Here is a 25,712-nt window from a genome sequence, read left to right on the forward strand (position 1 = left end):
ACGAACCCCGAGCAGAAGGACAGATGCCCCCTCATGAGCCCTGTGACCTGGTCCGCGAAGGACTCCACGGCTGTCGACACCGCACGTCTGCTGGCCGCGGACGCCGTCCAGAAGGCCGGCAACGGTCACCCGGGGACCGCGATGAGCCTCGCGCCCGTCGCCTACTGCCTCTATCAGCACACGATGGTCCACGATCCGGCCGACCCGCAGTGGCTCGGCCGGGACCGCTTCGTCCTGTCGGCCGGCCACTCGAGCCTGACCCAGTACGTCCAGCTCTACCTGTCCGGCTACGGCCTCGAGCTCGATGATCTCAAGGCGCTGCGCCAGTGGGGCTCGCTGACCCCCGGCCACCCCGAGGTCGGCCACACCGCCGGCGTCGAGATCACGACCGGGCCGCTCGGCTCCGGGCTCGCCTCGGCCGTCGGCATGGCGATGGCCGCCCGGCGGGAGCGCGGGCTCTTCGACCCCGACGCCCCGGTCGGCGAATCGGTGTTCGACCACCGCATCTACGTCCTCGCCTCCGACGGCGACCTCCAGGAGGGCGTGTCCTCCGAGGCGTCCTCGCTCGCGGGCACGCAGGAGCTCGGGAACCTCATCGTGATCTGGGACGACAACCGGATCTCCATCGAGGACGACACCTCGATCGCCTTCACCGAGGACACCGCGGCCCGCTACGCCTCCTACGGCTGGCACGTCGAGCACGTCGACTTCACGCAGGGCGGCACCGAGTACCGCGAGGACATCGACGCCCTCGCCGCCGCCCTCGACGCCGCCCAGGCCGATCCCCGCCCCTCGTTCATCCGGCTCTCGACGATCATCGCCTGGCCCGCGCCGACGGCGCAGGGCACCGGCGCCTCGCACGGCGCCGCCCTCGGCGAGGAGGAGATCGCGGCGACGAAGACCCTGCTCGGATTCGACCCGGCCGAGCAGTTCGCCGTCGATCCCGCCGTCCTCGAGCACGCCCGCGCCGTCCGGGAGCGCGGGGCCCGCGCGCACGCCGACTGGAACGCCCGCTTTACCGCCTGGCGCGAGGCCCAGCCGGAGCGCGCCGCGCTCCTCGACCGGCTCCTCGCCCGTGAGCTCCCCGCCGATCTCGACGAGGCGCTGCCGGTGTTCGAGGCCTCGGCGAAGGGGATCGCCACCCGCGCCGCGTCCGGTGAGGTGCTCAATGCGATCGCCCCGCTGCTGCCGGAGCTGTGGGGCGGCTCTGCCGACCTCGCCGGCTCGAACAACACGCTCATCAAGGGCGAGGCCTCGTTCCTCCCCACCGAGCGCAGCTCCGACATGTTCGCCGGCGACCCCTACGGCCGCAACCTCCACTTCGGGATCCGCGAGTTCGCCGCGGGCCTCGCGTGCAACGGCATCGCGCTCCACGGGCCCACCCGCCCGTACAACGGCACCTTCCTCGTGTTCAGCGACTACCAGCGCCCGGCGGTGCGGCTCGCCGCCCTGCAGGAGCTCCCGACGGTGTTCGTGTGGACCCACGACTCGATCGGCCTCGGCGAGGACGGCCCCACCCATCAGCCCGTCGAGCACCTGAGCGCGCTCCGCGCGATCCCCGGTCTCGACGTCGTGCGCCCGGCCGACGCGAACGAGACCGCGGTCGCCTGGCGACGGATCCTCGACCGCACCGACGGGCCCACCGGACTGATCCTCACCCGGCAGAACGTCCCGGTCCTCGACCGCGGCGAGTACGCGCCGGCCGCCGGGGCCGCCCGCGGCGGCTATGTGCTCCTCGACTCCCCCGGCACCCCGGAGGTCATCGTCATGGCCTCGGGCTCCGAGGTCGCGATCGCCCTCGAGGCCGCGCAGACGCTGCGCGAGCGCGGCACCGCGGTGCGCGTCGTGTCGATGCCGAGCCACGAGTGGTTCGACGCCCAGCCCGCCGAGTACCGCGAGTCGGTGCTCCCGGCCGCGGTCGCCGCACGCGTGAGCATCGAGGCCGGAACCGCGCTGAGCTGGCACCGCTACCTCGGCACCCACGGGCGCGCGGTGTCGCTCGAGCACTTCGGCGCCTCGGCCGACTACCAGCGGCTCTACACCGAGTTCGGCATCACCGCGGAGGCGGTCGTGACAGCGGCCGACGACGCGCTCGCCGCAGCGAAAGGATGACCATGACCACCTCCCTGGCCGAGCTCTCCCGCGCCGGCGTCTCGATCTGGCTCGATGACCTGTCCCGCTCCCGGATCACCTCCGGCAGCCTCGCCGCGCTCGTCGCCGACAAGCAGGTGGTGGGGGTGACGACGAACCCGACGATCTTCGCCGCCGCGCTCGCCGACAGCGAGGCCTATGCCGCGCAGCTCACGCCCCTCGCCCGGGACGGCGTCGACCTCGAGACCGCGGTGGAGATGCTCACCTGCGACGACGTCGCGAAGGCCGCCGACATCCTCGAGCCGGTGTACCGCGCCTCCGGGGGCGTCGACGGCCGGGTGTCGATCGAGGTGCCGCCGGACGCGGCCCGCGACACCGAGGCGACGATCGCGCACGCCACCCGGCTGTGGGAGGCGATCAACCGCCCCAACGTCATGATCAAGATCCCCGCCACGCTCGAGGGGCTGCCGGCGATCACCGCGGTCGTCGCCCGCGGGATCAGCGTCAACGTCACCCTGATCTTCGCGCTCGACCGCTACCGGAAGGTCGTCGAGGCCTACATCAGCGGCCTCGAGCGGGCACGCGAGGCGGGGATCGATCTCCCCGGCATCCACTCCGTCGCCTCGATCTTCGTATCCCGCGTCGACACCGAGGTCGACCGCCGGCTCACCGCGCTCGGCACCGACGAGGCCCTGCGCCTGCGCGGGCAGGCGGGCGTGGCGAACTGCCGGCTCGCCCACCAGATCGCCGGTCAGCTGTTCACGAGCGAGCGCTTCGAGGTGCTCGAGGCCGCCGGCGCGCACACGCAGCGTCCGCTGTGGGCGTCGACCGGGACGAAGAACCCCGACTATCCCGACACCCTCTACGTCAGCGAGCTCGTGGCGCCCGGCACCGTCAACACCATGCCCGAGGCGACGCTCGAGGCCTTCGCCGACCACGGCGAGGTGCGCGGGGACACGATCGGCTCCGGCTACGGGCAGGCGAACGCGCTGTTCGACCGGCTCGCCGCCCTCGGCATCGACTACGCCGAGGTGATGGAGCAGCTCGAGGCGGAAGGCCTGCAGAAGTTCGACGCGAGCTGGGCCGAGCTGCTCGACACGGTCCGCACCCAGCTGGAAGGAGCCCGCGCATGAGCCCCATCGACTTCGGTTACCCCTCCCCCGCCGAGTTCGACGACGAGGTCCGTGACCTCGTCACCGCCCACGTCGCCTCGCGGATCAGCGTCGGCGACGGCACCCTGTGGGGCGACGCCGCGGCCCCCGAGGCCTCCCGCCGGCTCGGCTGGGTCGATCTGCCGACGAGCTCGACCGGTCTGCTCGCGGAGATCGCGGAGCTGCGCGCCGAGCTCCTCGCCGAGGGCGTCGATATCGTCACGCTCGCGGGCATGGGCGGCTCCTCGCTCGCCCCCGAGGTCATCTGCGCCACCGCCGGCGTCCCCCTCGAGGTGGTCGACACCACCGATTCCGGCCAGATCGCCGAGGCGATCGGCACCGACCTCTCCCGCACCGTGCTCGTCGTGTCCTCGAAATCGGGCTCGACGGTGGAGACCGATTCGCACCGCCGCGCCTTCTCCTCCGCGTTCGAGGCCGCCGGCATCGACCCGGCCTCCCGGATCGTCGTCGTCACCGACCCCGGCTCACCGCTCCACGAGCTCGCTCTCGAGCTCGGATACCGCCGCGTGTTCCTCGCCGACCCGGAGGTCGGCGGCCGCTACAGCGCGCTCAGCGCCTTCGGACTCGTCCCGTCCGGCCTCGCCGGGGCGGACATCGGCGCGCTGCTCGCCGAGGCCCAGGAGATCGCACCGGCGCTCGCGCTCGACGAGCCGACGAATCCCGCGATCCAGCTCGGCGCCTTCCTCGGCGTCGCCCACGCCCGCGACACGGAGAAGCTCGTCGTCGCCGCCACCTCGAGCCCGATCGTCGGGTTCGGGGCGTGGCTCGAGCAGCTCGTCGCGGAATCGACGGGCAAGGACGGCGAGGGCATCCTACCCGTCGTCGTCGAGGGGATCGACGCCCCGGGCTTCGTCGACGCGGGGGCGGACGCGATGCTCCTGTTCATCGGCCGCGCCGAGGGCGAGCACCAGCCGATGTCCGGCTTCGCGTGCGCCGTCGACGCGCCGCTCGGTGCCCAGTTCCTCCTGTGGGAGTACGCGACCGCGATCACCGGCTACAGCATCGGGATCAACCCCTTCGACCAGCCCGACGTCGAGGCGGCGAAGGCCGGGGCCCGCGAGATGCTCGACGGGGGCCTCGGCACCGGTGCCGAACGGCCCGCGTTCACGCACGGGGCGGTCGCGGTGTTCGGCCCGCCCGAGCTGCTCGACGGCGCCGACACCCTCGAGGACGCGCTGCGCGCGCTCGCCGACAGCGCCGAGGAGTACGGATACGTCGCGATCCAGGCCTACCTCGACCGGACGAGCGACACCCGCGCCGCACTCATCCGGCAGGCCGCCGCGCTCCGCACGGGCCTGCAGACGACCTTCGGCTTCGGCCCGCGCTACCTCCACTCGACCGGCCAGTACCACAAGGGCGGTCATCCGAACGGGGTCTTCCTCCAGATCACCGCGGACTCGCGAGCCGACCTCCTCATCCCCGGCCGCGACTTCACCTTCGGCCAGCTCCAGGCCGCGCAGGCCGCCGGGGACGCCCGGGTGCTGCGGGAGCGCCGCCGTCCGGTGCTCCGCCTCCACCTCACCGACCGGGCCCAGGGCATCGAGCAGATCCTCGCCGCCTTCGGCTTCGAGGCCTGAGCCCGCCGCAGCAGCGGACGGGACGCGACAAGCGAACGCACGGAACCCCGGACCGCAGGGTCCGGGGTTCCGTCGTGTACGAGGTGGGGCGTCCTACTCGAAGCGGACGATGAGTCCGAGGAGCACGATCGAGGCCCCCCAGATGATCGCGACGAGCGTGGTGAAGCGGTTGAGGTTGCGCTCGGCGACCCCGGAGGAGCCGAGGTTCGAGCTCATCCCGCCGCCGAACATGTCCGACATGCCGCCGCCCTTGCCCTTGTGGAGCAGGATGAGCAGGATGAGGAAGAGGCTGGTGAGGATGAGGACGCCCGTGAGGGACCAGGTCAGAACAGTCACGACGGCAAGCCTAACAGAGAGCGGATGGGAGTGCGGACAGGGGCGGCGGCGCGTCCACCGGGCGGTGGAGCACCGCGCCTACCGGGCGGTCGCGGCCCGGCACAGCGCGGCGAAGCCGTCCGGGTCGAGGCTCGCGCCGCCGACGAGAGCGCCGTCGACCTCGGGGTGCTCGGTGATCTCCGCGACGTTGTCGGCCTTGACGCTGCCGCCGTAGAGGAGGCGGACCGACTGCGCGGTGTCCGCGCCGAGCAGCTCGCGCAGCTTCTCCCGCAGCGCGGTGCACATCTCCGCGGCGTCGTCCGCGGTCGCGGTCTTCCCGGTGCCGATCGCCCACACCGGCTCGTAGGCGACGACGAGCCCGGACAGGTCCTCCGGCGGGAGGCCGTCGAGGGCGGCGGCGAGCTGGCCGAGCGTGTGCGCGACGTGCTCGCCGGCCTCGCGGACCTCGAGCGGCTCCCCGACGCAGAGGATCGGGGTGAGCTCGTGGCGCAGCGCGGCCTCGACCTTCGAGCGGATCAGGGCGTCGGTCTCGACGTGGTGCTCGCGGCGCTCGCTGTGCCCGATGACGACGTAGCTGCAGCCGAGGCGGGACAGGAAGCGGCCGGACACCTCTCCGGTGTAGGCGCCCTCGTCGTGGGCGGACAGGTCCTGGCCGCCGTATGCCATGTCGAGCGAGTCGCCCTGGATGAGCGTCTGCACGGAGCGGATGTCGGTGAACGGCGGGAGCACGACGACGTCGACGGCCGTGAGGTCGACCTTCGCGTCGCGCAGCGCCCATGCGAGCTTCTGCACGGTGGAGATCGCCTCGAGGTGGTCGAGGTTCATCTTCCAGTTGCCGGCGAGCAGCAGGGTCCGGTCGGTGCTCATCTCAGCGCTCCTCGTCGGACAGCACGGACAGGCCGGGCAGCGTCTTGCCCTCGAGGTACTCGAGGCTCGCGCCGCCGCCGGTGGAGATGTGGCCGAACTGCTCGTCGGCGAATCCGAGGTTGCGGATGGCGGAGGCGGAGTCGCCGCCGCCGACCACGGTGAGGCGGCCGTCGGCGACCCCGCCGTGGGCGTCGGTGAGGGCTTCCGCGACGGCCTGGGTGCCGGAGGCGAAGGCGGGGAACTCGAACACGCCCATCGGGCCGTTCCAGAACACGGTCTTCGCCTCTGCGATCCGCTCCGCGTAGGCGCGCGCGGTGTCCGGGCCGATGTCGAGGCCCATCCCCTGTGCTCCGGCCGGGGTGTCCTCGAGGGAGTCGACGGGGCGCACCCAGTGCTCGGCGTCGGCGGCGAAGGACTCCGCCATGACGATGTCGGTGGGGAGCACGATCTCGACGCCGCGCTCGGCGGCGTCGGACAGGTAGGACTTCACGGTGTCGAGCTGGTCCTCCTCGAGGAGGCTCCTGCCCACCGCATACCCCTGTGCGGCGAGGAAGGTATAGACCATCCCGCCGCCGATGATCAGGGTGTCGGCGCGCTCGAGGAGGTGGGAGATGACGCCGAGCTTGTCGGACACCTTGGAGCCGCCGAGCACGACGACGTAGGGCCGCGCCGGATCGGTGAGGAGGCGGTCGCACACCTCGACCTCGGCGGCGACGAGCCCGCCGGCCGCGGCCGGGAGCAGGGTGGCGATGTCGTAGACGCTCGCCTGCTTCCGGTGGACGACGCCGAAGCCGTCGGACACGTAGGCGTCGGCGAGAGCGGCGAGCTGCTCGGCGAACTCGCGCCGCTCCGCCTCGTCCTTCGAGGTCTCCCCCGGGTTGAACCGGAGGTTCTCGAGGAGGAGGATCTCGCCGTCGGCGAGGGCGGCGGCTTTGGCGCGCGCGTCCTCGCCGACGGTGTCGGACGCGAACTCGACCGCACGGCCGACGGCCTCGGCCAGCACCGGCACGACCGGGGCGAGCGAGTACTTGCCCTCGGGCTTGCCCTTGGGGCGGCCGAGGTGCGCCATGACGATGACCTTCGCACCGGCCTCCGCGAGTGCCTTCAGCGTCGGGGCGGAGGCGACGATGCGACCGGTGTCGGTGATCGTCGTCCCGTCCATCGGGACGTTGAGGTCGCTCCGGACGAGCACGCGCTTCCCGGCGTACTGCGAGGGGGTGTCGAGGGTCTTCATGGCTGCCTTTCGTCGTGCCGCTGCCGGCCGGTGCCGGGTCGGGTCAGAGGGACTTTCCTACGAGCTCGACCATGTCGAGCAGACGCTGCGAGTATCCCCACTCGTTGTCGTACCACGACACGACCTTGACCTGGGAGCCGAGCACCCGGGTGAGTCCGGCGTCGAAGATCGAGGAGTAGTCGCTCATGATGATGTCGGAGGACACGATCGGGTCCTCGGTGTAGTCGAGGATGCCCTCGAGCTCACCGGTGGTCGCGGCCCTGACCGCGGCGTTGACCTCGTCCACCGTGACGCTGCGCGAGGGGGTGAAGGTCAGGTCGACGAGCGAGCCGGTGGGCACGGGGACGCGCACCGCGAAGCCGTCGAGCTTGCCCTTGAGGTTCGGCAGGACCTCCGCGACGGCCTTCGCCGCGCCGGTGGTCGTCGGCACGATGTTGATCGCGGCGGCGCGCGCCCGGCGCAGGTCCTTGTGCGGGCCGTCGACGAGGTTCTGGTCGCCGGTGTAGGCGTGCACCGTGGTCATCAGCCCGGACTCGATCCCGAAGGCCTCGTCGAGGACCTTGGCGAGCGGGGCGAGGCAGTTCGTCGTGCACGAGGCGTTGGAGATGATGTGCTGCGTCTCCGGATCGTACGTGTCGTCGTTGACGCCCATGACGAACGAGCCGTCGATGTCCTTGCCGGGCGCGGACAGGATGACCTTCTTGGCACCGGCGGTGAGGTGCGCGCCGGCGGCCTCCCCGGTCTTGAACTTGCCCGTCGCCTCGACGACGACGTCGACGCCGAGACCGGCCCAGTCGATGTCCTTCGGGTCCTTGATCGCGGTGGCCCGGATCCGCTCACCCTTGACGGTGAGCGATTCGTCGTCGTGGCTGATCTCCCCGGGGAAGGTCCGCCACACGGAGTCGTACTTGAGCAGGTGTGCGAGGTGCTCGTTGTCGGTGAGGTCGTTGATCGCAACGATCTCGACGTTCGTGCTCTCTGCTTCGTCGACCTGACGGAAGAACGAGCGGCCGATGCGGCCGAATCCGTTGATACCCACGCGAATGGTCATGCCGGTGCCTCCTTGAAGGGGTTCGGGGCGGTTCTGCTTCATCCTAGTCAGACCCGCGGACACAACCCCAGCCGAGCGTCGAATCCGAGTGAAGATCACATGAATCCCGCACCCCGCACCGATCTGCGCACGGGGCGGCTCACGAGTCCTCGAGCATCTCCTGGGTCAGGCTCGCCTCGGTGCCGGGGATGCCGAGGTCCTCGGCCTTCTTGTCCGCGGTCGCGAGCAGCCGCCGGATGCGGCCGGCGATCGCGTCCTTGGTCATCGGCGGTTCGGCGAGCTGGCCGAGCTCCTCGAGGGAGGCCTGCTTGTGCTGGAGCCGGAGCATCCCGGCGTAGCGGAGGTGCTCGGGCACGTCGTCGGCGAGGATCTCGAGCGCACGCTCGACACGCGCCCCGGCCGCCACCGCCGCGCGGGCGGAGCGGCGCAGGTTCGCGTCGTCGAAGTTCGCGAGCCGGTTGGCGGTGGCGCGGACCTCGCGGCGCATCCGCCGCTCCTCCCACACCAGCCGAGTGCTCTCCGCACCCATGTTCGTGAGCATGTCGCCGATCGCCTCGCCGTCGCGGATCACCACCCGGTCGACCCCGCGGACCTCACGGGCCTTCGCCCCGATCCCGAGCCGGCGGGCGGCGCCGACGAGCGCCAGCGCGGCCTCCGGCCCCGGGCAGGTGATCTCGAGGGCCGCCGAGCGACCGGGCTCGGTGAGCGAGCCGTGGGCGACGAAGGCACCGCGCCAGGCGGCGCGGGAGTCGGTGAGCGAGCCGTTGACGATCGCGGAGGGCAGCCCGCGCACGGGCCTCCCCCGACCGTCGATGAGACCGGTCTGACGGGCGAGCGCCGGACCGTCCTGACTCACCCGTACGAGGTACCGGTTGCCCTTGCGGATGCCGGAGGCGCCGACGACGACGACCTCGGCGACGTGGCCGAACAGCTCCTTGATCTCGGTGCGCAGGCGCCGGGCGACGGCACCGGTGTCGAGCTCGGCCTCGACGACGATCGAGCCGGCGACGATGTGCAGGGCCCCGGCGAACCGCAGCACGGTCGACACCTCGGCCTTGCGCGCCGAGGTGCGGGTAATCCTGAGGCGAGCGAGCTCGTCCTTGACCTGTGCGGTCAATGCCATGGGAGTTCCTTCCTCACCACTGCTCGTCCACAGTGATTCCGGCGTCGATGAGCATGTCACGGTAGCATGCCGCGAGCTTGAGGCTGTCGTGGGCGCGGGGCCGGCGGGACTCGAGCGGCCGCGACCACAGCCGGGCCCCGAAGCGCCGCTCCGCCGCGCGGGCGAGCGAGGGTTCGTCGGCGGCCGCCGCGCTGTCGACGAGCACGGCGTCGAAGCGCAGCTCCGGGGCGTGCGCGTGGAGTGATTCGAGGTGGTCGACGAGGGTGAGGTCCGCGGTCTCGGCCTGTGCCCCGGGCAGGTTGAGGGTGAGGCACTTGTAGGCCGTCGAGGCGACGATCGCCTCGGCGAGCTCGGGCACGAGCAGGTGCGGCATGACGGAGGTGTACCAGGACCCGGGTCCGAGGTTGAGCACCTGCGCGGCGCGCACGGCCTCGATCGTCTCCCGGCGGGCGGGCGGGGCCTGCGGGTCGAGCCGCACGTGGTCGACCCGGCCGGGGGTCGCGGCGAGCTGCGACTGCCCGCGGATCACGCTCGTCGGCCCGCCGGGGCGGAGCGCGACGTCGGCCTCGATGACGAGCGGGACGGAGGACATCGGCAGCACCCGGCCGTGGGTGCGCAGCAGCCGGGCCATCCAGTCGAGTCCCTCGACGTGGTCCCCGAGGAGCTGCCACAGGGCGGAGATGAGGAGGTTGCCCACGGAGTGCTCGTCGAGCGGACCGCGGGACTGGAAGCGGTGCTGGATGACGTCGCGCCAGGTGCGGCCCCACTCGCCGTCGTCGCAGAGTGCGGCGAGCGCCATCCGCAGGTCGCCCGGGGGCAGCCCGCCGAGCTCCTCGCGGAGCCGGCCCGAGGAGCCGCCGTCGTCGGCCACGGTGACGACCGCGGTGAGGTTCTCGGTGAGCAGCCGGAAGGCGCGCAGGGCCGCGTAGAGCCCGTGCCCGCCGCCGAAGGACACGATCATGGGCCCGCCGGAGGGCTGCTTGGCGGGTCGGCTGAGGTAGAGGGGCAGCTCCTCGGTGCGGATCAGCCCGGGATGCGGGTCCATGCTCATTCCCGTCCGAGGTCGCGGTGCCGGACGCTCACCGAGGCCTCGGTGCGGTCGGCGAGGCGCCGGGCGAGCTGCTCGCCGATCGCCACCGAGCGGTGCTTGCCGCCGGTGCAGCCGATCGCGATGGTGGCGAAGGAGCGATTCTCGCTGAGGTACCCCTCGACGATGATGTCGAGGAGCGCGAGATAGCGGTCGACGAAGCTCAGGGCGCCCGGCTGGGACAGCACGTAGTCCGACACCGGGGCATCCTGGCCGTTGAGGCCGCGCAGATGCGGGATCCAGTAGGGGTTGGGGAGGAAGCGGACGTCGACGACGTGGTCGGCGTCCTTGGGGATGCCGTACTTGAATCCGAAGCTCATCACCGTGAGCTTGAGCGCAGCGGCGCCGTCCTGGCCGAAGGCGGCGCGCACCTCGGCGCGGAGCTGGTGGACGTTGAGGTCCGAGGTGTCGATGGTGATGTCGGCGCGGTTGCGCAGCGGGGCGAGCTCGCGGCGCTCGGCCTCGATCCCGTCGATGAGCGTGCCGTCCCCCTGGAGGGGGTGGGGCCGTCGGACCGATTCGAAGCGGCGCACGAGCACCTCGTCGCTCGCGTCGAGGAACAGGACGCGGATCCCGATCCCCTGGTCGACGTAGTCGACGAGCACCTGCTCGAGCTCGGAGAACATCGAGCGGGCGCGGACGTCGGCGACGACGGCGACCTTGGGCAGCGCGCCGTCGGCCCGGGCGACGAGCTCGACGAGCGGGGCGATCATCTGCGGCGGGAGGTTGTCGACGACGTACCAGTCCATGTCCTCGAGCGCGTTCGCCGCCGTCGAGCGCCCGGCCCCGGACATCCCGGTGAGCACGAGCACCTCGAGCGCGGTCGCGGGCGAGGTGGTCTCGACGATCTCCGGCGGCTCAGTCATCCGGGCTTCCTTCCGCTGCGGTGGCTTCCGCTCCTACGGTATCCGATCCCGGGTCCTCCCCGGTGGCCCCGCCTGCGGCCCCCGGCGGGCCGAGGGCGGCGTGGATGCGCTCGGCGAGCGCCGGACCGATCCCGGGTGCTCCGCCGAGCTCCTCGGGACTCGCGGCCCGGATCCGCCGGACCGACCCGAAGCGCGCGAGCAGCGCCTTGCGCTTGGCCGGACCGAGCCCGGGGATGCCGTCGAGGGCGGATGCCCGCATGCTCCTCCCCCGGCGCTTGCGGTGGTAGGAGATCGCGAAGCGGTGGGCCTCATCGCGGATCCGCTGGAGCATGAACAGGCCCTCGGAGTTGCGGGGCAGCACGACGGGGAACTCGTCGCCGGGCACCCACACCTCCTCGAGCCGCTTCGCCAGGCCGACGACAGCGATGTCGGTGATGCCGAGGTCCTCGAGCGCCGCGACCGCGGCGTGCACCTGCGGCAGCGCGCCGTCGACGACGAGCAGCGAGGGGCGGTAGCCGAAGCGCTCGTCGGGCTCGGCGGACACGAGGCTCTCGAGGTAGCGGGAGAAGCGGCGGGACACGACGTCGTACATCGCGGCGGTGTCGTCGCGGGCGGCGTCCCCGGTGACGGCGAAGTGACGGTAGTCGCGCTTCTTCGGCAGCCCGTCCTCGAACACGACGAGCGAGCCGACGACGTCCTGGCCGCCGGTGTGGGAGTTGTCGATGCACTCGATGCGCAGCGGCGGCTCCGCGAGGTCGAGCGCCTGCTGGATCTCGGTGAGCGAGGCGCTGCGGGTGGTGAGATCGGAGGCGCGGCGGGTCTTGTGGAGCTGGAGAGCCTGCTCGGCGTTCTTCGCCACGGTCTCCATCACGGCGCGCTTCTCGCCGCGCTGCGGCACCCGGATGCTCACCTGCGACCCGCGCATCTCCGTCAGCCACGCGGTGACGGTGTCGAGATCGGCGGGCAGGGTGTCGACGACGATCTCGCGCGGGATCGCCTCGGGCTCGACATCGGTGTACGCCTGCCGGAGGGAGTCGGCGATGAGCTCGGCGGGGCCGAGCTCCTGGAGGCGCTCGATGATCCAGCCGCGCTGCCCGCGGATCCGGCCGCCGCGCACGTGGAACACCTGCACGGAGGCCTCGAGCTCCTCGGCGACGAGGGCGAAGACGTCGACGTCGGCGTTCATCGACAGCACCACGGCGCTCTTGTCGAGGACCTTCTCGAGCGCGGCGATCTCGTCGCGCAGGCGGGCGGCGCGCTCGTAGTCGAGCTCGGAGGCGGCGGCGGCCATCTCCTCCTTGCGCGCGGAGATGAAGCGGCCGGTGTTCCCGCCCATGAACTCCGCGATGCTCCGGGCGAGGCCGCGGTGCTCCTCCGGCGTCACCCGGCCCACGCAGGGGGCCGAGCACTTGTCGATGTAGCCGAGCAGGCAGGGCCGCCCGGTGCGCTGGGCGCGCCGGAACACCCCGGGCGTGCACGTGCGCACGGGGAAGGCCCGGAGGAGCAGGTCGAGGGTCTCGCGGATCGCCCACACCTGCGCGAAGGGCCCGAAGTACTTGACGCCGGGCTTGCGCTTCCCGCGGGTGATGAAGGCGCGCGGGAACGCGTCGCGCAGGGTGAGCGCGAGGTACGGGTAGGACTTGTCGTCGCGGAACATGACGTTGAACCGCGGTTCGAACTCGTTGATCCACGTCCATTCGAGCTGGAGCGCCTCGACCTCGGTGTCGACGACGGTCCAGTCGACGGAGGCCGCGGTGTGGACCATCGCGAAGGTCCGCGGGTGGAGCCCGGCGGGATTGGCGAAGTACGAGTTCAGGCGGGCACGGAGGTTCTTCGCCTTCCCGACGTAGACGACCCGGCGGTCCGGGTCGCGGAACCGGTAGACGCCCGGCGAGGTCGGGATCTCGCCGGGCCGCGGCCGGTACTCACTCGGATCCACTGCCGCCCGCCCGTCGACCGAGGAGCCCGGCCAGGTACTCGCCGGTGTAGGAGCCGGCGATCTGAGCGACCTCCTCCGGGGTGCCCTCGGCGATCACCGTGCCGCCGCCGCGACCGCCCTCGGGCCCCATGTCGATGACGTGGTCGGCCGAGGCGATGACGTCGAGGTTGTGCTCGATGACGATGACGCTGTTGCCCTTGTCGACGAGCCCCTGGAGCACCCCGAGGAGCTTGCGGATGTCCTCGAAGTGGAGACCGGTGGTCGGCTCGTCGAGGACGTAGACCGTGCGCCCCCGGGTGCGCTTCTGGAGCTCCGCGGCGAGCTTGACGCGCTGCGCCTCGCCGCCGGACAGCGTGGTCGCCGGCTGGCCGAGCCGCACGTAGCCGAGCCCGACCTCGACGAGGGTGGTGAGGTGCCGGGCGATCGCGGGCACCGCGGCGAAGAACTCCGCGGCCTCCTCGATCGGCATGTCGAGCACCTCGGCGATGTTCTTCCCCTTGAACCGGGCCTCGAGGGTCTCCCGGTTGTACCGCGCGCCCTCGCACACCTCGCAGGGGACGTAGACGTCGGGGAGGAAGTTCATCTCGATCTTGATCGTGCCGTCGCCGTGGCAGGCCTCGCAGCGCCCGCCCTTGACGTTGAAGGAGAACCGGCCCGGCTGGTAGCCGCGGACCTTCGCGACCTCGGTCTCCGAGAACAGGCGGCGGACATGGTCGAACACGCCGGTGTAGGTGGCCGGGTTCGAGCGCGGGGTGCGCCCGATCGGTCCCTGATCGACGTGGATGACCTTGTCGAGGTGCTCGAGCCCGCGCACCCGCTTGTGGCGGCCGGGCACCCGCTTGGCGTTGTTGAGCTTGTTCGCCAGCTCGGTGTAGAGGATGTCGTTGACGAGGGTCGACTTGCCGGAGCCGGAGACCCCGGTGACGGCGGTGAGGACCCCGAGCGGGAAGCTCACGGTGACGTCGCGGAGGTTGTTCTCCCGGGCGCGTTCGACGGTGACGACGCGCTTCGCGTCGACCGGGCGGCGGCGCTCGGGCAGCTCGATGCGGCGGCGCCCGGCGAGGTAGTCGCCGGTGATCGAGCGGGCGGCGTCGGTGAGCCCGGCGACCGGCCCGGAATACACGACCTCGCCGCCGTGCTCGCCGGCACCGGGGCCGATGTCGACGATCCAGTCGGAGGACTCGATGGTCTCCTCGTCGTGCTCGACGACGATGAGCGTGTTGCCGAGATCGCGGAGCTTGACGAGGGTCTCGATGAGGCGACGGTTGTCGCGCTGATGGAGGCCGATCGACGGCTCGTCGAGGACGTAGAGGACGCCGACGAGCCCGGAGCCGATCTGGGTGGCGAGCCGGATCCGCTGCGCCTCGCCGCCGGACAGGGTTCCGGCGGTGCGATCGAGGCTGAGGTACTCGAGCCCGACGTCGAGGAGGAATCCGATGCGGGCACGGATCTCCTTCATCACCTGCGCGGCGACCGCCGCGTCGCGGCCGCTGAGCTCGAGCCCGCCGAGGAACTCCCCGGCCTGGTCGAGCGCCATCGCGGAGACCTCGGCGATCGAGCGGCCGGCGACGCGCACGCTCAGCGCCTCGGGCTTGAGCCGGGTGCCCTGGCAGGCGGAGCACGGGACCTCGCGCATGTAGGACTCGTAGCGGTCCCGCGCGTGGTCCGATTCGGTCTCCCCGTGCTTGCGGAGGATGTACTGGTAGACGCCCTCGAAGCCGGTCGAGTACGTGCGCTCGCGACCGAACCGGTTGCGGTACTTGACGTGGACCTTGTGGTCCTTGCCCTCGAGGATCGCGGTGCGCTGCTTCTTCGTCAGCTCCGCCCACGGGGTGCTCATGTCGAAGCCGAGGTCCGCCCCGAGCCCGGCGAGGAGCCGGTTGAAGTACTTCGCGGTGCTCTTGCCCACCGACCAGGGCGCGATCGCGCCCTCGGAGAGGCTGAGGTCCTCGTCGGGGACGACGAGCACCTCGTCGACCTGGAGCTTGACCCCGATCCCGTCGCAGGTCGGGCATGCGCCGAAGGGCGAGTTGAAGGAGAAGGTGCGCGGTTCGATCTCGTCGATCGTCAGCGGGTGCTCGTTCGGGCAGGACATGTGCTCGGAATAGGTGCGCACGGTGCCGTCGTCGACGAGCTCGATGTCGATCCGGCCGTCGGCGAGTGCGAGCGCGGTCTCGACGGAGTCGGTGAGCCGCTGGCGCATCCCCTCCTTGATGACGAGGCGGTCGACGACGGCGGCGATGTGGTGCTTGACCTGCTTGGCGAGCACCGGCGGCTCGCTGAGCTGGACCTGCTCGCCGTCGACGACGGCGCGCGCGAAGCCCTTCGCCTGGAGCTCGGCGAACAGGTCGACGAACTCCCCCTTGCGGCCGCGCACCAGCGGGGCGCGGACGATGAATCGGGTGCGCTCGGGCAGCTCGAGGAGCTGATCGACGATCTGCTGCGGGGTCTGGCGGGTGATCCGCTCCCCGCAGGTCGGGCAGTGGGGGACGCCGATCCGGGCCCACAGGAGGCGGAGGAAGTCGTAGACCTCGGTGATCGTGCCGACGGTCGAGCGCGGGTTGCGCGAGGTCGACTTCTGGTCGATCGACACCGCCGGGGACAGGCCCTCGATGAGGTCGACGTCGGGCTTGTCCATCTGCCCGAGGAACATCCGGGCGTAGGAGGACAGGGACTCGACGTAGCGGCGCTGTCCCTCGGCGAAGATCGTGTCGAAGGCGAGCGAGGACTTGCCCGAGCCGGACAGCCCGGTGAAGACGACGAGCGAGTCCCGCGGGATCGCGATGTCGACGTTCTTGAGGTTGTGGGCGCGCGCGCCCTCGACCCGGAGCGTGTCGAGGTGCGACACGCCGCGCGCGCTCCGGGCGCGCTCACCGGTCTGCTCTGCCATCACATCGGTCACTCTATTCCCCTCCTCGGACACGGGTCCTGCGCCGCCCGCGTCCCCCTCGTCATCGTCGTCATCGTCGTCATGTGTGCCGTCGTCGTGCCGGTCGCGACCGCTCAGGTGCCGGCCGGGGCCAGCGGCCCCACGTCGAGCACCTCGACGACGACCTCGTCCGCCTCGTCGCTCGCCGCGACGTCGACGCGGGCGGTGATCGCCCAGTCCCTGTCCCCGCGGGGATCGGCGAGCACCTGGCGCACCTCCCAGTGGTCCGGACCCGGGGTGATGTCGACGAGCGCGGCGCTGCGGGCGTCGCCGTCGATGCCGAGTTCGCCGTACTCGGCGTAGTAGTCCTCGATCGCGTCCTCCCAGGCCTGCTGGTTCCAGCCGCTCGCGCCGTCGAGCTCGCCGAGCCGGGCGTAGTCGGCCCGCTCGGCGAGAAGCACGCGGTGGAACATCGTGTTGCGGATGAGCCGGGTGAAGCGGTGGGCGTCGGCCGACAGCCGGGTGTCGAGCGGCGGCAGCAGGCTCTCCTGGCCCGGGTCCTCCGGGTTCCGCAGGGCCTCCCACTCCTCGAGCAGGCTCGAGTCGACGCGTCCGATGAGGTCCCCGAGCCACGCGGTGATCTGCTCGAGCTCGGGCGTCTGCGCCTCGGTCGGGACGTTCTGCACGAGCGCCCGGAAGACGTCGGTGAGGTAGCGCAGCAGGCCGCCCTCGACGCGGGCGAGCCCGTAGTAGGCGACGAACTGGCTGAAGTTCATCGCCTGCGTGAGCATGTCGCCGACGACCGACTTCGGCTCGATCCCGATCTCCCGGACCCACGGCGCGGTCTCGGCGTAGGCGTCGAAGGCCGCGGTGAGCACCTCGGCGTTCGGCTGCGGGTAGGTGAGCTCGTCGAGGACGGCCATCCGCTCCTCGTACTCGACGCCCTCGGCCTTGAGCGCACCGAGCTCGTCGCGCTTGATCCGGTCGAGCTGGCCGCGCAGGATCGCGTACTGGATCGTGGTCGTCGCCTCGATGATGCTCAGCACGTCCATCGCGTAGTCCGGGGACTCGCGGTCGAAGAGCTCGAGCGCGGCGTGGGCGAAGGGCGACAGCGGCTGGTTGAGCGCGAAGTGCGGCCCGAGGTCGGTCTGCGGCCGGAAGCTCACCCGCCCGTCGTCGTCGACGGTGCGGGAGATGACGCCGGCGGTGAGAAGTGCGCGCCCGATGTGGAGGGCCCGCAGTCGCATGTCGAGCTGCGCCTCCGGGGTGTCGTGGGTCGAGGCGATGAAATCAGCGATCGTGCGCACGCCCGCACCCGGTCGGGACAGCAGGTTGATGATCGTCGCGTGCGTGATCCGCATCCGCGAGGTGAGCTCCTCCGGCCGGCCGGTCGTCAGGTGCTCGAAGGTCTTCTCCGACCACGACACGAAGCCCGCCGGGGGCTGTTTCTTCGCCACCTTCCGGCGCTTCTTCGGGTCGTCCCCGGCCTTCGCGAGGGCCTTCGTGTTCTCGATGACGTGCTCGGGGGCCTGCACGACGACGTAGCCCACGGTGTCGTACCCGGCCCGGCCGGCGCGCCCGGCGATCTGCTGGAACTCGCGGACGTGGAGGCGGCGCATGCGCCGCCCGTCGAACTTCGTCAGACCGGTGAAGAGCACGGTTCGGATCGGCACGTTGATGCCCACCCCGAGGGTGTCGGTGCCGGAGATGACCTTGAGGAGCCCGGCGGAGGCGAGCTGCTCGACGAGCCTGCGGTACTTCGGGAGCATGCCGGCGTGGTGCACGCCGACGCCGTGCGCCAGCAGGCGCTTGAGGACGGTGCCGAATCCGGCGCCGAACCGGAAGCCGCTGATCTCGGCGGTGATCGCCGCCCGCTCCTCCCGCGTGGTGAGGTTCGCGCTGACGATCGAGCCGGCGAGCTCGACGGCCTGCGCCTGGGCGAAGGACACGACGTAGACGGGGGCGCGACCGCGCCGCACCAGGGCGTGGAGCGCCTCGTGGAGGGGTTCGACGGAGTACTCGAACTCGAGCGGAATCGGGCGATCGACCGAGGTCACGAGGGTGGTGGGCCGGCCGGTGCGCTTCTCGAGGTCGCCGGCGATCCGGGACACGTCGCCGAGGGTGGCGGACATGAGGATGAACTGGGCCTGCGGCATGAGGAGCAGCGGGACCTGCCAGGCCCAGCCGCGCTGCGGGTCGGCGAAGTAGTGGAACTCGTCCATGACGACCATCCCGACGTCGAGCAGCGCGCCCTCGCGCAGCGCCTGGTTCGCGAGGATCTCCGCGGTCGCGCAGATGATCGGCGCATCGGGGTTGACGGCGGAGTCGCCGGTCACCATGCCGACGTTCTCCGGTCCGAGCGCCTCGGTCAGGGCGAAGAACTTCTCGCTCACCAGCGCCTTGATGGGAGCGGTGTAATAGCTGCGCCGTCCGGTGCTCAGCCCGGAGAACAGCGCGGCGAGCGCGACCATGCTCTTGCCGGAGCCCGTCGGGGTGGCGACGATCGTGTTGTCGCCGGTGACCGCGGCGAGCACCGCCTCCTCCTGGGCCGGGTAGAGGGTGATGCCGAGCGCGCTGCAGTGGTCGAGGAAGGCTTCGTGGACGGTGTCCGGGTCCGCGAACTCCGCGGGGATCTCCGGCAGGCGTGGCACGTGGGTTCCTTCCGTGGGCGGCGTCTAGACTGGCGGTGCGGGCACCGGGTGGTACAACCGGCGCCCACCTGCCGATTATTCCCCACTCCCGGACTGGAGAAGCACATGGCGATCTTCGCTGTCACCTACGAGTACGGCCCCGACACCGAGCGCCGGATGGCGGCTCGGCCGGCGCACCGCGCCTGGCAGGCGCACCTGCTCGAATCGGGGGTGCTGCTCGCCTCCGGTCCGCTCGAGGACGACGACACCCCGGGAGGGCTGCTCATCCTGTCCGCCGCCGAGCGGGCGAACATCGTCGACATCCTCGCGCAGGACCCGTACGCGGCCGAGGACGTCATCGCGGCGACGACCATCCGCACCTGGAACCCCGTGTTCGGGCCCTTCGCCCCGCAGGGCTGATCAGACGCTCGGCCCGTCCTGCTCGACGATCCGGCGCGACACCGCGGCGTCGTCGCCCCGCTGTGCGGCGGCAGCGAGGCGCGCCTCGTGCGCGGTCCGGATGATCCGCGAATACTTGTCCTTGTGGTCGAGGAGCTTGTCGCGCCATTTCTGGTCGACACCCTCGGCCTCCTGCGTCCACCGGTCCATGAGCTGCTCCGCCTGCGACCGCTCCTCGGCGCTCGCGCTCTCGGGCAGCACGGTGTAGCGGTGCGAGTAGCGCTCGGCGTTCTGCAGGGCGCGCAGCGCGCGGCCCTTGGGGCTCAGCAGCGAGGCGACGACGGTGATCCCGAGGATCGCAACGATGACGAGCAGCGAGGTCGTCGTGGGGACCTCGGCGACCGGCACGTTCTCGCCGTCGTTGATGAACGGCAGGTTGTTCTCGTGGAGCGCGTGGAGGATGAGCTTGATGCCGATGAAGCCGAGCACTGCGGCGAGGCCGTAGGCGAGGTAGACGAGGCGGTCGAGCAGCCCGTCGATGAGGAAGTAGAGCTGGCGCAGGCCCATGAGCGAGAACGCCGTCGCCGCGAACACGATGTAGGGCTCCTGGGTGAGGCCGTAGATCGCGGGGATCGAGTCGAAGGCGAAGAGGATGTCCGTCGCGCCGATCGCCACCATGACGAGGAACATCGGGGTGAGCACCTTCTTGCCGTTCTCCACGGTGAACAGCTTGTCCCCGTCGTAGGTGTCGGAGGCGGGAAGGAACTTCTTCGCCATCCGCACCATGATGTTGTCGGCCTCGTCGTCCTCCTTGTCGCCGGTGAGCTCGCCCTTGAGCTGCTGGCCGGCGATGAGGATGAGGAAGAGCCCGAACAGGTAGAAGACGTCGGACCACATCTCGATCGCGACCGCGCCGATGAGGATGAACACGGTGCGGGTGATGAGCGCGAAGGTGATGCCGAAGAGGAGGACCTTCTGCTGGTAGTCGCGCGGCACCTGGAAGCTCGCCATGATGACGAGGAACACGAAGAGGTTGTCGACGCTCAGCGCCTTCTCCGTGAGGTAGCCGGCGTAGTACTCCACCGCGTGCGCGGTGTCGCCGAGGGCGAAGAACACGAGTCCGAAGACGAGGGCGAGGCCGACGTAGATCGCCGACCACACCGCGGCCTCGCGGATCGTCGGGGTGTGCGCCTTGCGCACGTGGAAGATGTAGTCGAATGCGAGGAGCGCGGCGATGACGATGATCGTCACCGTCCAGGTCACCCAGGTGATCTCCATGCCGGAGCCGTGCCTTTCCGTAGCGGGGAGGCGCCCGGCGCGCGGCCGCAGGGAGGGGTGCGGTGCGCAGGACGCCATGAGGTCGGCCGCCACGAGTCTCTCCGCCTGCGGTGCAGCGCGCACCCGTCAGGCCTCTGCGTCCGGCCCCCGTGCGGACGGGAGCGTGCTGACGGACGCAGCGTTGAGGATACTCCCTCATCAACAGCAGGAGTCAGTGTAGCGCAGTCGGCCGGGCCCGTCGTTCAGCCCCCGGCGCGCCGGCGGCTCAGCCGTGTCCCTCCCGCTGCATCTGGCGCAGCTCCTTCTTGAGATCGGCGAGCTCGTCGCGGAGCCGCGCGGCGAGCTCGAACTGGAGCTCCGCGGCCGCGGTGTGCATCTGGTCGGTGAGCCCGGCGATGAGCTCGGCGAGGTCCGCCGCGGGCGGGCGCAGCGAGCCCCCGTCGGCCGCGCGGCCGCGCTGCTCGTCCGTCAGGGTCGCGTTGTAGCCGCGCCGGCCCTTGCCGTAGTCGAACTCGGTGAGGAGCTCACGGGTGTCCTCGTCCTCGCGCTGGAGCCGCTCGGTGATGTCGGCGATCTTCTTGAGCAGCGGCTTCGGGTCGATCCCGTGCTCGGTGTTGTAGGCGATCTGGATCTCGCGCCGGCGGTCGGTCTCGTCGATCGCGAATCGCATCGACGGGGTGATCGTGTCGGCGTACATGTGGACCTCGCCGCGCACGTTGCGCGCCGCGCGCCCGATCGTCTGGATGAGCGACTTGCCCGAGCGGAGGAAGCCCTCCTTGTCCGCGTCGAGGATCGCGACGAGCGACACCTCGGGCAGGTCGAGGCCCTCGCGCAGGAGGTTGATGCCGACGAGCACGTCGAACTCGCCGGCCCGGAGCTCGGTGAGGAGCTCGACCCGGCGCAGGGTGTCGACGTCGGAGTGGAGGTACTGGACCTTGACCTCGTGCTCGAGGAGGTAATCGGTGAGGTCCTCGGCCATCTTCTTCGTCAGGGTGGTGACGAGCACCCGCTCGTCGCGCTCGACGCGGTCGCGGATCTCCGCGAGGAGGTCGTCGATCTGGCCGCGCGTGGGCTTGACGACGACCTTCGGGTCGACGAGGCCGGTGGGCCGGATGATCTGCTCGACCACCCCGTCGCCGCGCTCGAGCTCGAAGTCCCCCGGCGTCGCGGACAGGTACACCGCCTGGCCCACCCGGTCGAGGAACTCGTCGAACTTCAGCGGCCGGTTGTCGAGCGCGCTCGGCAGCCGGAAGCCGTGCTCGACGAGCGTGCGCTTGCGCGACATGTCGCCCTCGTACATGCCGCCGATCTGCGGCACGGTGACGTGGCTCTCGTCGATGACGAGGAGGAAGTCCTCCGGGAAGTAGTCGAGGAGGCAGTTGGGGGCGGTGCCCGGAGCGCGCCCGTCGATGTGGCGGGAGTAGTTCTCGATCCCGGAGGTGAAGCCCATCGACTGCATCATCTCGAGATCGTAGGAGGTGCGCATCTTGAGGCGCTGCGCCTCGAGGAGCTTGTTCTGCGCCTCGAGCTCGGCGAGCCGCTCCTGGAGCTCGTGCTCGATGTCGGAGATCGCCCGGCCCATCCGGTTCTCCCCGGCGACGTAGTGGCTCGCCGGGAAGATGTGGACGATCTCCTCTTCGCGCACGATCTCCCCGGTGAGCGGGTGGAGGGTGTAGAGCGCCTCGATCTCGTCGCCGAAGAACTCGATCCGCAGCGCGAGCTCCTCGTACTGCGGGATGATCTCCACCGTGTCCCCGCGCACGCGGAAGGTGCCGCGGGTGAAGGCGAGGTCGTTGCGCGCGTACTGCATCGACACGAAGCGCTTGAGCAGGGCGTCGCGGTCCCATTCCTGTCCCACCCGCAGCGAGACCATCCGGTCGACGTACTCCTCCGGGGTGCCGAGGCCGTAGATGCAGGACACCGTGGACACCACGACGACGTCGCGGCGGGTGAGCAGCGAGTTCGTCGCCGAGTGGCGGAGCCGCTCGACCTCGTCGTTGACCGAGGAGTCCTTCTCGATGAAGGTGTCCGTCTGCGGGACGTAGGCCTCCGGCTGGTAGTAGTCGTAGTACGACACGAAGTACTCGACCGCGTTGTGCGGCAGGAGCTGGCGGAACTCGTTGGCGAGCTGCGCGGCGAGGGTCTTGTTCGGCGCCATGATCAGGGTGGGCCGCTGGACCTGCTCGATGAGCCAGGCGGTGGTCGCCGACTTGCCGGTGCCGGTGGCGCCGAGGAGCACGACGTCCTTCTCGCCGGCGTCGAGGCGGCGGGCGATCTCCGCGATCGCGGCGGGCTGGTCGCCGGCCGGCGAGTACTCGCTGACGACCTCGAAGGGCGCCACCGAGCGCTCGACCTCGGGCCGGTGGCCGATCCGCGGGACCGGACGCTCGGGCGCGGTCCGCGGGCGGGTGTCGGGGGGCGTGGGGGCGTCGGCGGAGCTCATAGGAGCACCCTACCGCCGGGCTCGGACACTCCCCCGGCACAGCCCTTGGCACGACGCTCTGCACGACGCTCCGCACGAGGCTCCCCACCGGTCGCGCGCACCCCGGCCGCACCTGCCGCGGGGCCGATGCCAAGTCGTGATCCGCCGGAAAACGGCGCGAAACGTTCCGTGTGCCATAATCCAGTTCAGCACCTGTCCTGTGACTCACATCACACCGAAGTGAGCCGGGGCGCGTGGACCAGGAAGGCACATACCGTGACACACGATCTCGTGCGTCGGCCCAGGTGGAAGCGGACGGCACTCGTCGCGCTCGCCCTCGGGCTGCTGGCGATCCTCGGCGGGTTCCTCGCCGGCCCCGCGGCGGCATCCGCCGTCGCCGCCACCGACACCCTCGCCGGCGGCACCGCCCCGGTGATCTCCGGCTCGCTGCGGAACGAGGGCGAACCCCTCGCCGGCGTCCGGATCACCGCGACCGGCGACGCCGGCACCGTCGAGACCACCTCCGAGGACGACGGCCGCTGGCAGATCGAGGTGCCCGCCAAGGGCACGTACTCCGTCGAGCTCGACGAGTCGACGCTCCCCGACGGGGTGAGCCTCGCCGACGGCCAGGAGAACCCGCGGGAGGTGTCCTTCGGCAACACAACGCGCGCCGGGGTGATCTTCCAGTTCGGCGCCGGCGGCGGTGCCGCGGCGGCCCCGGCCCCCTCGGGCGCCGACGACACCACCGCGGTGCCCTCCTCCCCGCCGACCGCCGGGGAGACCGCGGCGCCGGGCACCACCACGGACACCGGCACCGGCGGCCGCGCCTTCGGCGTCGTGCTCGGCGCGCGCGCGCGCGCGGGCCTGACCTTCGGCCTCATCCTCGCGCTGTGCTCGGTGGGCCTCAACCTCATCCTCGGCACCACCGGGCTCAACAACTTCTCCCACGGCGAGACGGTCACCCTCGGCGCGGTGCTCGCCTTCGCGTTCGCCGCGCTCGGCCTGCCGATGTGGCTGGCGATCATCGCCGCGGTCGCCGGCGGCGGCCTCTACGGCTACCTCAACGACACGCTCCTGTGGCGGCCGCTGCGCCGCCGGCGCGCCGGACTCGTGCCGATGATGATCGTGTCGATCGGCTTCGCGCTGACGGTGCGCTACATCCTCCAGTTCTTCTTCGGCGGCTCGACCCGCCAGCTCCCGTACGCGCAGGGCCCGGTGTTCGACCTCGGCCCGTTCTCGATCACGCGGAACAACCTCGTGTCGATGCTCGTCGCGCTCGCCGTCGTCATCATCGTCTCCCTGCTCCTCATGAAGTCGAAGATCGGCAAGGCGACCCGCGCGGTGGCCGACAACCCGGCGCTCGCCTCGGCCTCGGGCATCGACGTCGACCGGGTGATCCGGATCATCTGGATCACCGGCGCCGCGCTCGCCGCGCTCGGCGGCATCCTCTACGCGTACTACCGGCCCGGCGTCACCTTCAACATGGGCCAGCAGATCCTCCTCATGATGTTCGCCGCGGTCACGCTCGGCGGTCTCGGCACGGTGTTCGGGGCGCTCGTCGGCTCGCTCATCGTGGGGATCTTCGTCGAGATCTCGACGATCTGGCTGTCGGCGGACCTCAAGTACGTGGGCGCGCTGGTCATCATGATCCTCGTCCTGGTGTTCCGACCCCAGGGGATCCTGGGACGAAAGGAGAGGATCGGCTGACGCCGGTCCGAGGTCATCATCATGGATTTCTCCAGCATCCTCACCAACGCCCTGTGGGAGTTCTTCAACCCCATCACCGCCGCCTACGCGCTCGGCGCGCTCGGCCTCGCCGTGCACTTCGGCTACGCGGGCCTGCTCAACTTCGGCCAGGCGGGCTTCATGGCCGTCGGCGCCTACGGCTTCGCGATCGCGGTCCTCACCTTCGGCGCCCCGCTGTGGGCGGCGTTCCTCGTCGCCCTCGTGTGCTCGCTCGCGCTCGCCGCGCTGCTCGGCATCCCGACGCTGCGGCTGCGCGCCGACTACCTCGCGATCGTCACGATCGCGGCGGCGGAGATCATCCGCTACGTCGTGACGACGAACGAGCTCACCGACGTCACCGGCTCCGCCAACGGACTCGCCGCCTTCGAGGGCGGGTTCTACGACCTCAGCCCGATCCCGTCGGGCAGCTACTCGCTCGGCTTCACCGTGATCTCCTCGCGCACGCTGTGGATGCTCATCGTGTCCTGGGCCGCTGTCGCCGTCTGCGCGGTCCTCATCTGGCTCCTCATGCGCTCCCCCTGGGGCCGCGTGCTCAAGGGCATCCGCGAGGACGAGGACGCGGTCCGCTCGCTCGGCAAGAACGTCTTCTCGTACAAGATGCAGGCGCTCATGCTCGGCGGCGTGCTCGGCAGCCTGGCCGGCATGATCTTCGTCCTCAACACCGGGTCGGTGCAGCCGGCGAACTTCGGCACCGAGCTGACGTTCTTCCTCTGGACCTGCCTGCTGCTCGGCGGCATGACGACCGTGCTCGGCCCGATCCTCGGCGCGATGATCTTCTGGGTCGTGCTCTCGCTCACCCAGGGCATCCTCACCGGGCTCGTCGAGTCCGGCACGGTGACGTTCATCACCACCGTGCAGGCCGGTCAGCTCCGCTACATCCTCGTGGGCGTCGCGCTCATGATGCTCATGATCTTCAGGCCGCAGGGCATCCTCGGCAACCGGAAGGAGCTGGTGTTCTCGTGAACGCCCAGACCGACACCCCGCGCCCCGGGCCCGACGCCGGGACCGGAGCGCACCCCGACGAG

Annotated in this window: 18 protein-coding genes; 6 read left to right on the forward strand and 12 right to left on the reverse strand. The window is 71.0% G+C overall.

What is annotated here, in order from left to right:
* Window positions 1-33: 33 nt before the first annotated feature.
* The 3 genes from tkt to FDF13_RS11510 are packed head-to-tail and all read left to right on the forward strand — an operon-like array spanning window position 34 to window position 4,840.
* Window positions 34-2,112, forward strand: coding sequence for a transketolase (tkt, locus tag FDF13_RS11500; protein ID WP_137319760.1), 2,079 nt, complete (start codon window positions 34-36; stop codon window positions 2,110-2,112).
* Window positions 2,109-3,224: a transaldolase gene (gene tal, locus FDF13_RS11505; RefSeq protein WP_217494857.1), complete on the forward strand. Its 1,116-nt coding sequence runs from the start codon at window positions 2,109-2,111 to the stop codon at window positions 3,222-3,224. Before tkt ends, tal begins: the two co-directional genes overlap by 4 nt.
* On the forward strand, window positions 3,221-4,840 hold the full coding sequence (locus tag FDF13_RS11510) for a glucose-6-phosphate isomerase (protein WP_137319762.1): 1,620 nt from the start codon (window positions 3,221-3,223) through the stop codon (window positions 4,838-4,840). Before tal ends, FDF13_RS11510 begins: the two co-directional genes overlap by 4 nt.
* A 93-nt stretch (window positions 4,841-4,933) precedes the next feature.
* Here FDF13_RS11510 and secG read toward each other — a convergent pair whose 3' ends face one another.
* The 10 genes from secG to FDF13_RS11560 all read right to left on the reverse strand — a co-directional run bounded on the left by secG (window position 4,934) and on the right by FDF13_RS11560 (window position 18,863).
* Window positions 4,934-5,176 carry a preprotein translocase subunit SecG gene (gene secG, locus FDF13_RS11515; RefSeq protein WP_137319763.1) on the reverse strand — a complete coding sequence of 81 codons (243 nt, stop codon included), beginning with the start codon at window positions 5,174-5,176 and terminating at the stop codon, window positions 4,934-4,936.
* A 78-nt stretch (window positions 5,177-5,254) separates the two neighbouring features.
* Window positions 5,255-6,043: a triose-phosphate isomerase gene (tpiA, locus tag FDF13_RS11520; protein WP_137319764.1), complete on the reverse strand. Its 789-nt coding sequence runs from the start codon at window positions 6,041-6,043 to the stop codon at window positions 5,255-5,257.
* Window position 6,044: 1 nt separating this feature from the next.
* Complete coding sequence (gene pgk / locus FDF13_RS11525; RefSeq protein WP_137319765.1) at window positions 6,045-7,277, reverse strand: phosphoglycerate kinase; 1,233 nt, start codon at window positions 7,275-7,277, stop codon at window positions 6,045-6,047.
* Window positions 7,278-7,320: 43 nt separating this feature from the next.
* Window positions 7,321-8,328: a type I glyceraldehyde-3-phosphate dehydrogenase gene (gap, locus tag FDF13_RS11530; protein WP_137319766.1), complete on the reverse strand. Its 1,008-nt coding sequence runs from the start codon at window positions 8,326-8,328 to the stop codon at window positions 7,321-7,323.
* 139 nt (window positions 8,329-8,467) lie between these two features.
* Window positions 8,468-9,451 carry a DNA-binding protein WhiA gene (gene whiA / locus FDF13_RS11535; protein WP_137319767.1) on the reverse strand — a complete coding sequence of 328 codons (984 nt, stop codon included), beginning with the start codon at window positions 9,449-9,451 and terminating at the stop codon, window positions 8,468-8,470.
* 13 nt (window positions 9,452-9,464) lie between these two features.
* Window positions 9,465-10,496: a uridine diphosphate-N-acetylglucosamine-binding protein YvcK gene (gene yvcK, locus FDF13_RS11540; RefSeq protein WP_137319768.1), complete on the reverse strand. Its 1,032-nt coding sequence runs from the start codon at window positions 10,494-10,496 to the stop codon at window positions 9,465-9,467.
* Window positions 10,497-10,498: 2 nt separating this feature from the next.
* On the reverse strand, window positions 10,499-11,404 hold the full coding sequence (rapZ, locus tag FDF13_RS11545) for an RNase adapter RapZ (protein ID WP_137319769.1): 906 nt from the start codon (window positions 11,402-11,404) through the stop codon (window positions 10,499-10,501).
* Entirely contained in the window at window positions 11,397-13,343 is a 1,947-nt protein-coding gene (uvrC, locus tag FDF13_RS11550) for an excinuclease ABC subunit UvrC (RefSeq protein ID WP_137319770.1), read from the reverse strand. The genes rapZ and uvrC overlap by 8 nt, the downstream gene beginning before the upstream one ends.
* Window positions 13,330-16,233, reverse strand: a complete 2,904-nt coding sequence (gene uvrA, locus FDF13_RS11555) for an excinuclease ABC subunit UvrA (RefSeq protein ID WP_137320482.1) — start codon at window positions 16,231-16,233, stop codon at window positions 13,330-13,332. The genes uvrC and uvrA overlap by 14 nt, the downstream gene beginning before the upstream one ends.
* 113 nt (window positions 16,234-16,346) lie before the next feature.
* Window positions 16,347-18,863, reverse strand: coding sequence for an RNA helicase (locus FDF13_RS11560; RefSeq protein WP_137319771.1), 2,517 nt, complete (start codon window positions 18,861-18,863; stop codon window positions 16,347-16,349).
* A 105-nt stretch (window positions 18,864-18,968) separates the two neighbouring features.
* Between FDF13_RS11560 and FDF13_RS11565 the strand changes: the two genes are divergently transcribed.
* On the forward strand, window positions 18,969-19,262 hold the full coding sequence (locus FDF13_RS11565; protein WP_137319772.1) for a YciI family protein: 294 nt from the start codon (window positions 18,969-18,971) through the stop codon (window positions 19,260-19,262).
* Here FDF13_RS11565 and FDF13_RS11570 read toward each other — a convergent pair whose 3' ends face one another.
* Together FDF13_RS11570 and uvrB are read right to left on the reverse strand one after the other, a co-directional pair.
* The gene (locus FDF13_RS11570; protein ID WP_137319773.1) at window positions 19,263-20,519 is read right to left on the reverse strand and encodes a TerC family protein; all 1,257 of its coding nucleotides are present in this window, start codon (window positions 20,517-20,519) and stop codon (window positions 19,263-19,265) included.
* Window positions 20,520-20,784: 265 nt separating this feature from the next.
* On the reverse strand, window positions 20,785-22,962 hold the full coding sequence (gene uvrB / locus FDF13_RS11575) for an excinuclease ABC subunit UvrB (protein ID WP_137319774.1): 2,178 nt from the start codon (window positions 22,960-22,962) through the stop codon (window positions 20,785-20,787).
* A 255-nt stretch (window positions 22,963-23,217) separates the two neighbouring features.
* Between uvrB and FDF13_RS11580 the strand changes: the two genes are divergently transcribed.
* Both FDF13_RS11580 and FDF13_RS11585 read left to right on the forward strand, forming a co-directional pair.
* Window positions 23,218-24,648: a branched-chain amino acid ABC transporter permease gene (locus FDF13_RS11580; RefSeq protein WP_254668788.1), complete on the forward strand. Its 1,431-nt coding sequence runs from the start codon at window positions 23,218-23,220 to the stop codon at window positions 24,646-24,648.
* Window positions 24,649-24,669: 21 nt separating this feature from the next.
* A complete protein-coding gene (locus FDF13_RS11585) occupies window positions 24,670-25,650 on the forward strand; it encodes a branched-chain amino acid ABC transporter permease (RefSeq protein WP_137319776.1) in 981 nt (326 codons plus the stop codon).
* Window positions 25,651-25,712: the final 62 nt, after the last annotated feature.

It is taken from the genome of Brevibacterium sp. CS2 (assembly GCF_005280295.1).
Taxonomy (GTDB): domain Bacteria; phylum Actinomycetota; class Actinomycetes; order Actinomycetales; family Brevibacteriaceae; genus Brevibacterium; species Brevibacterium pityocampae.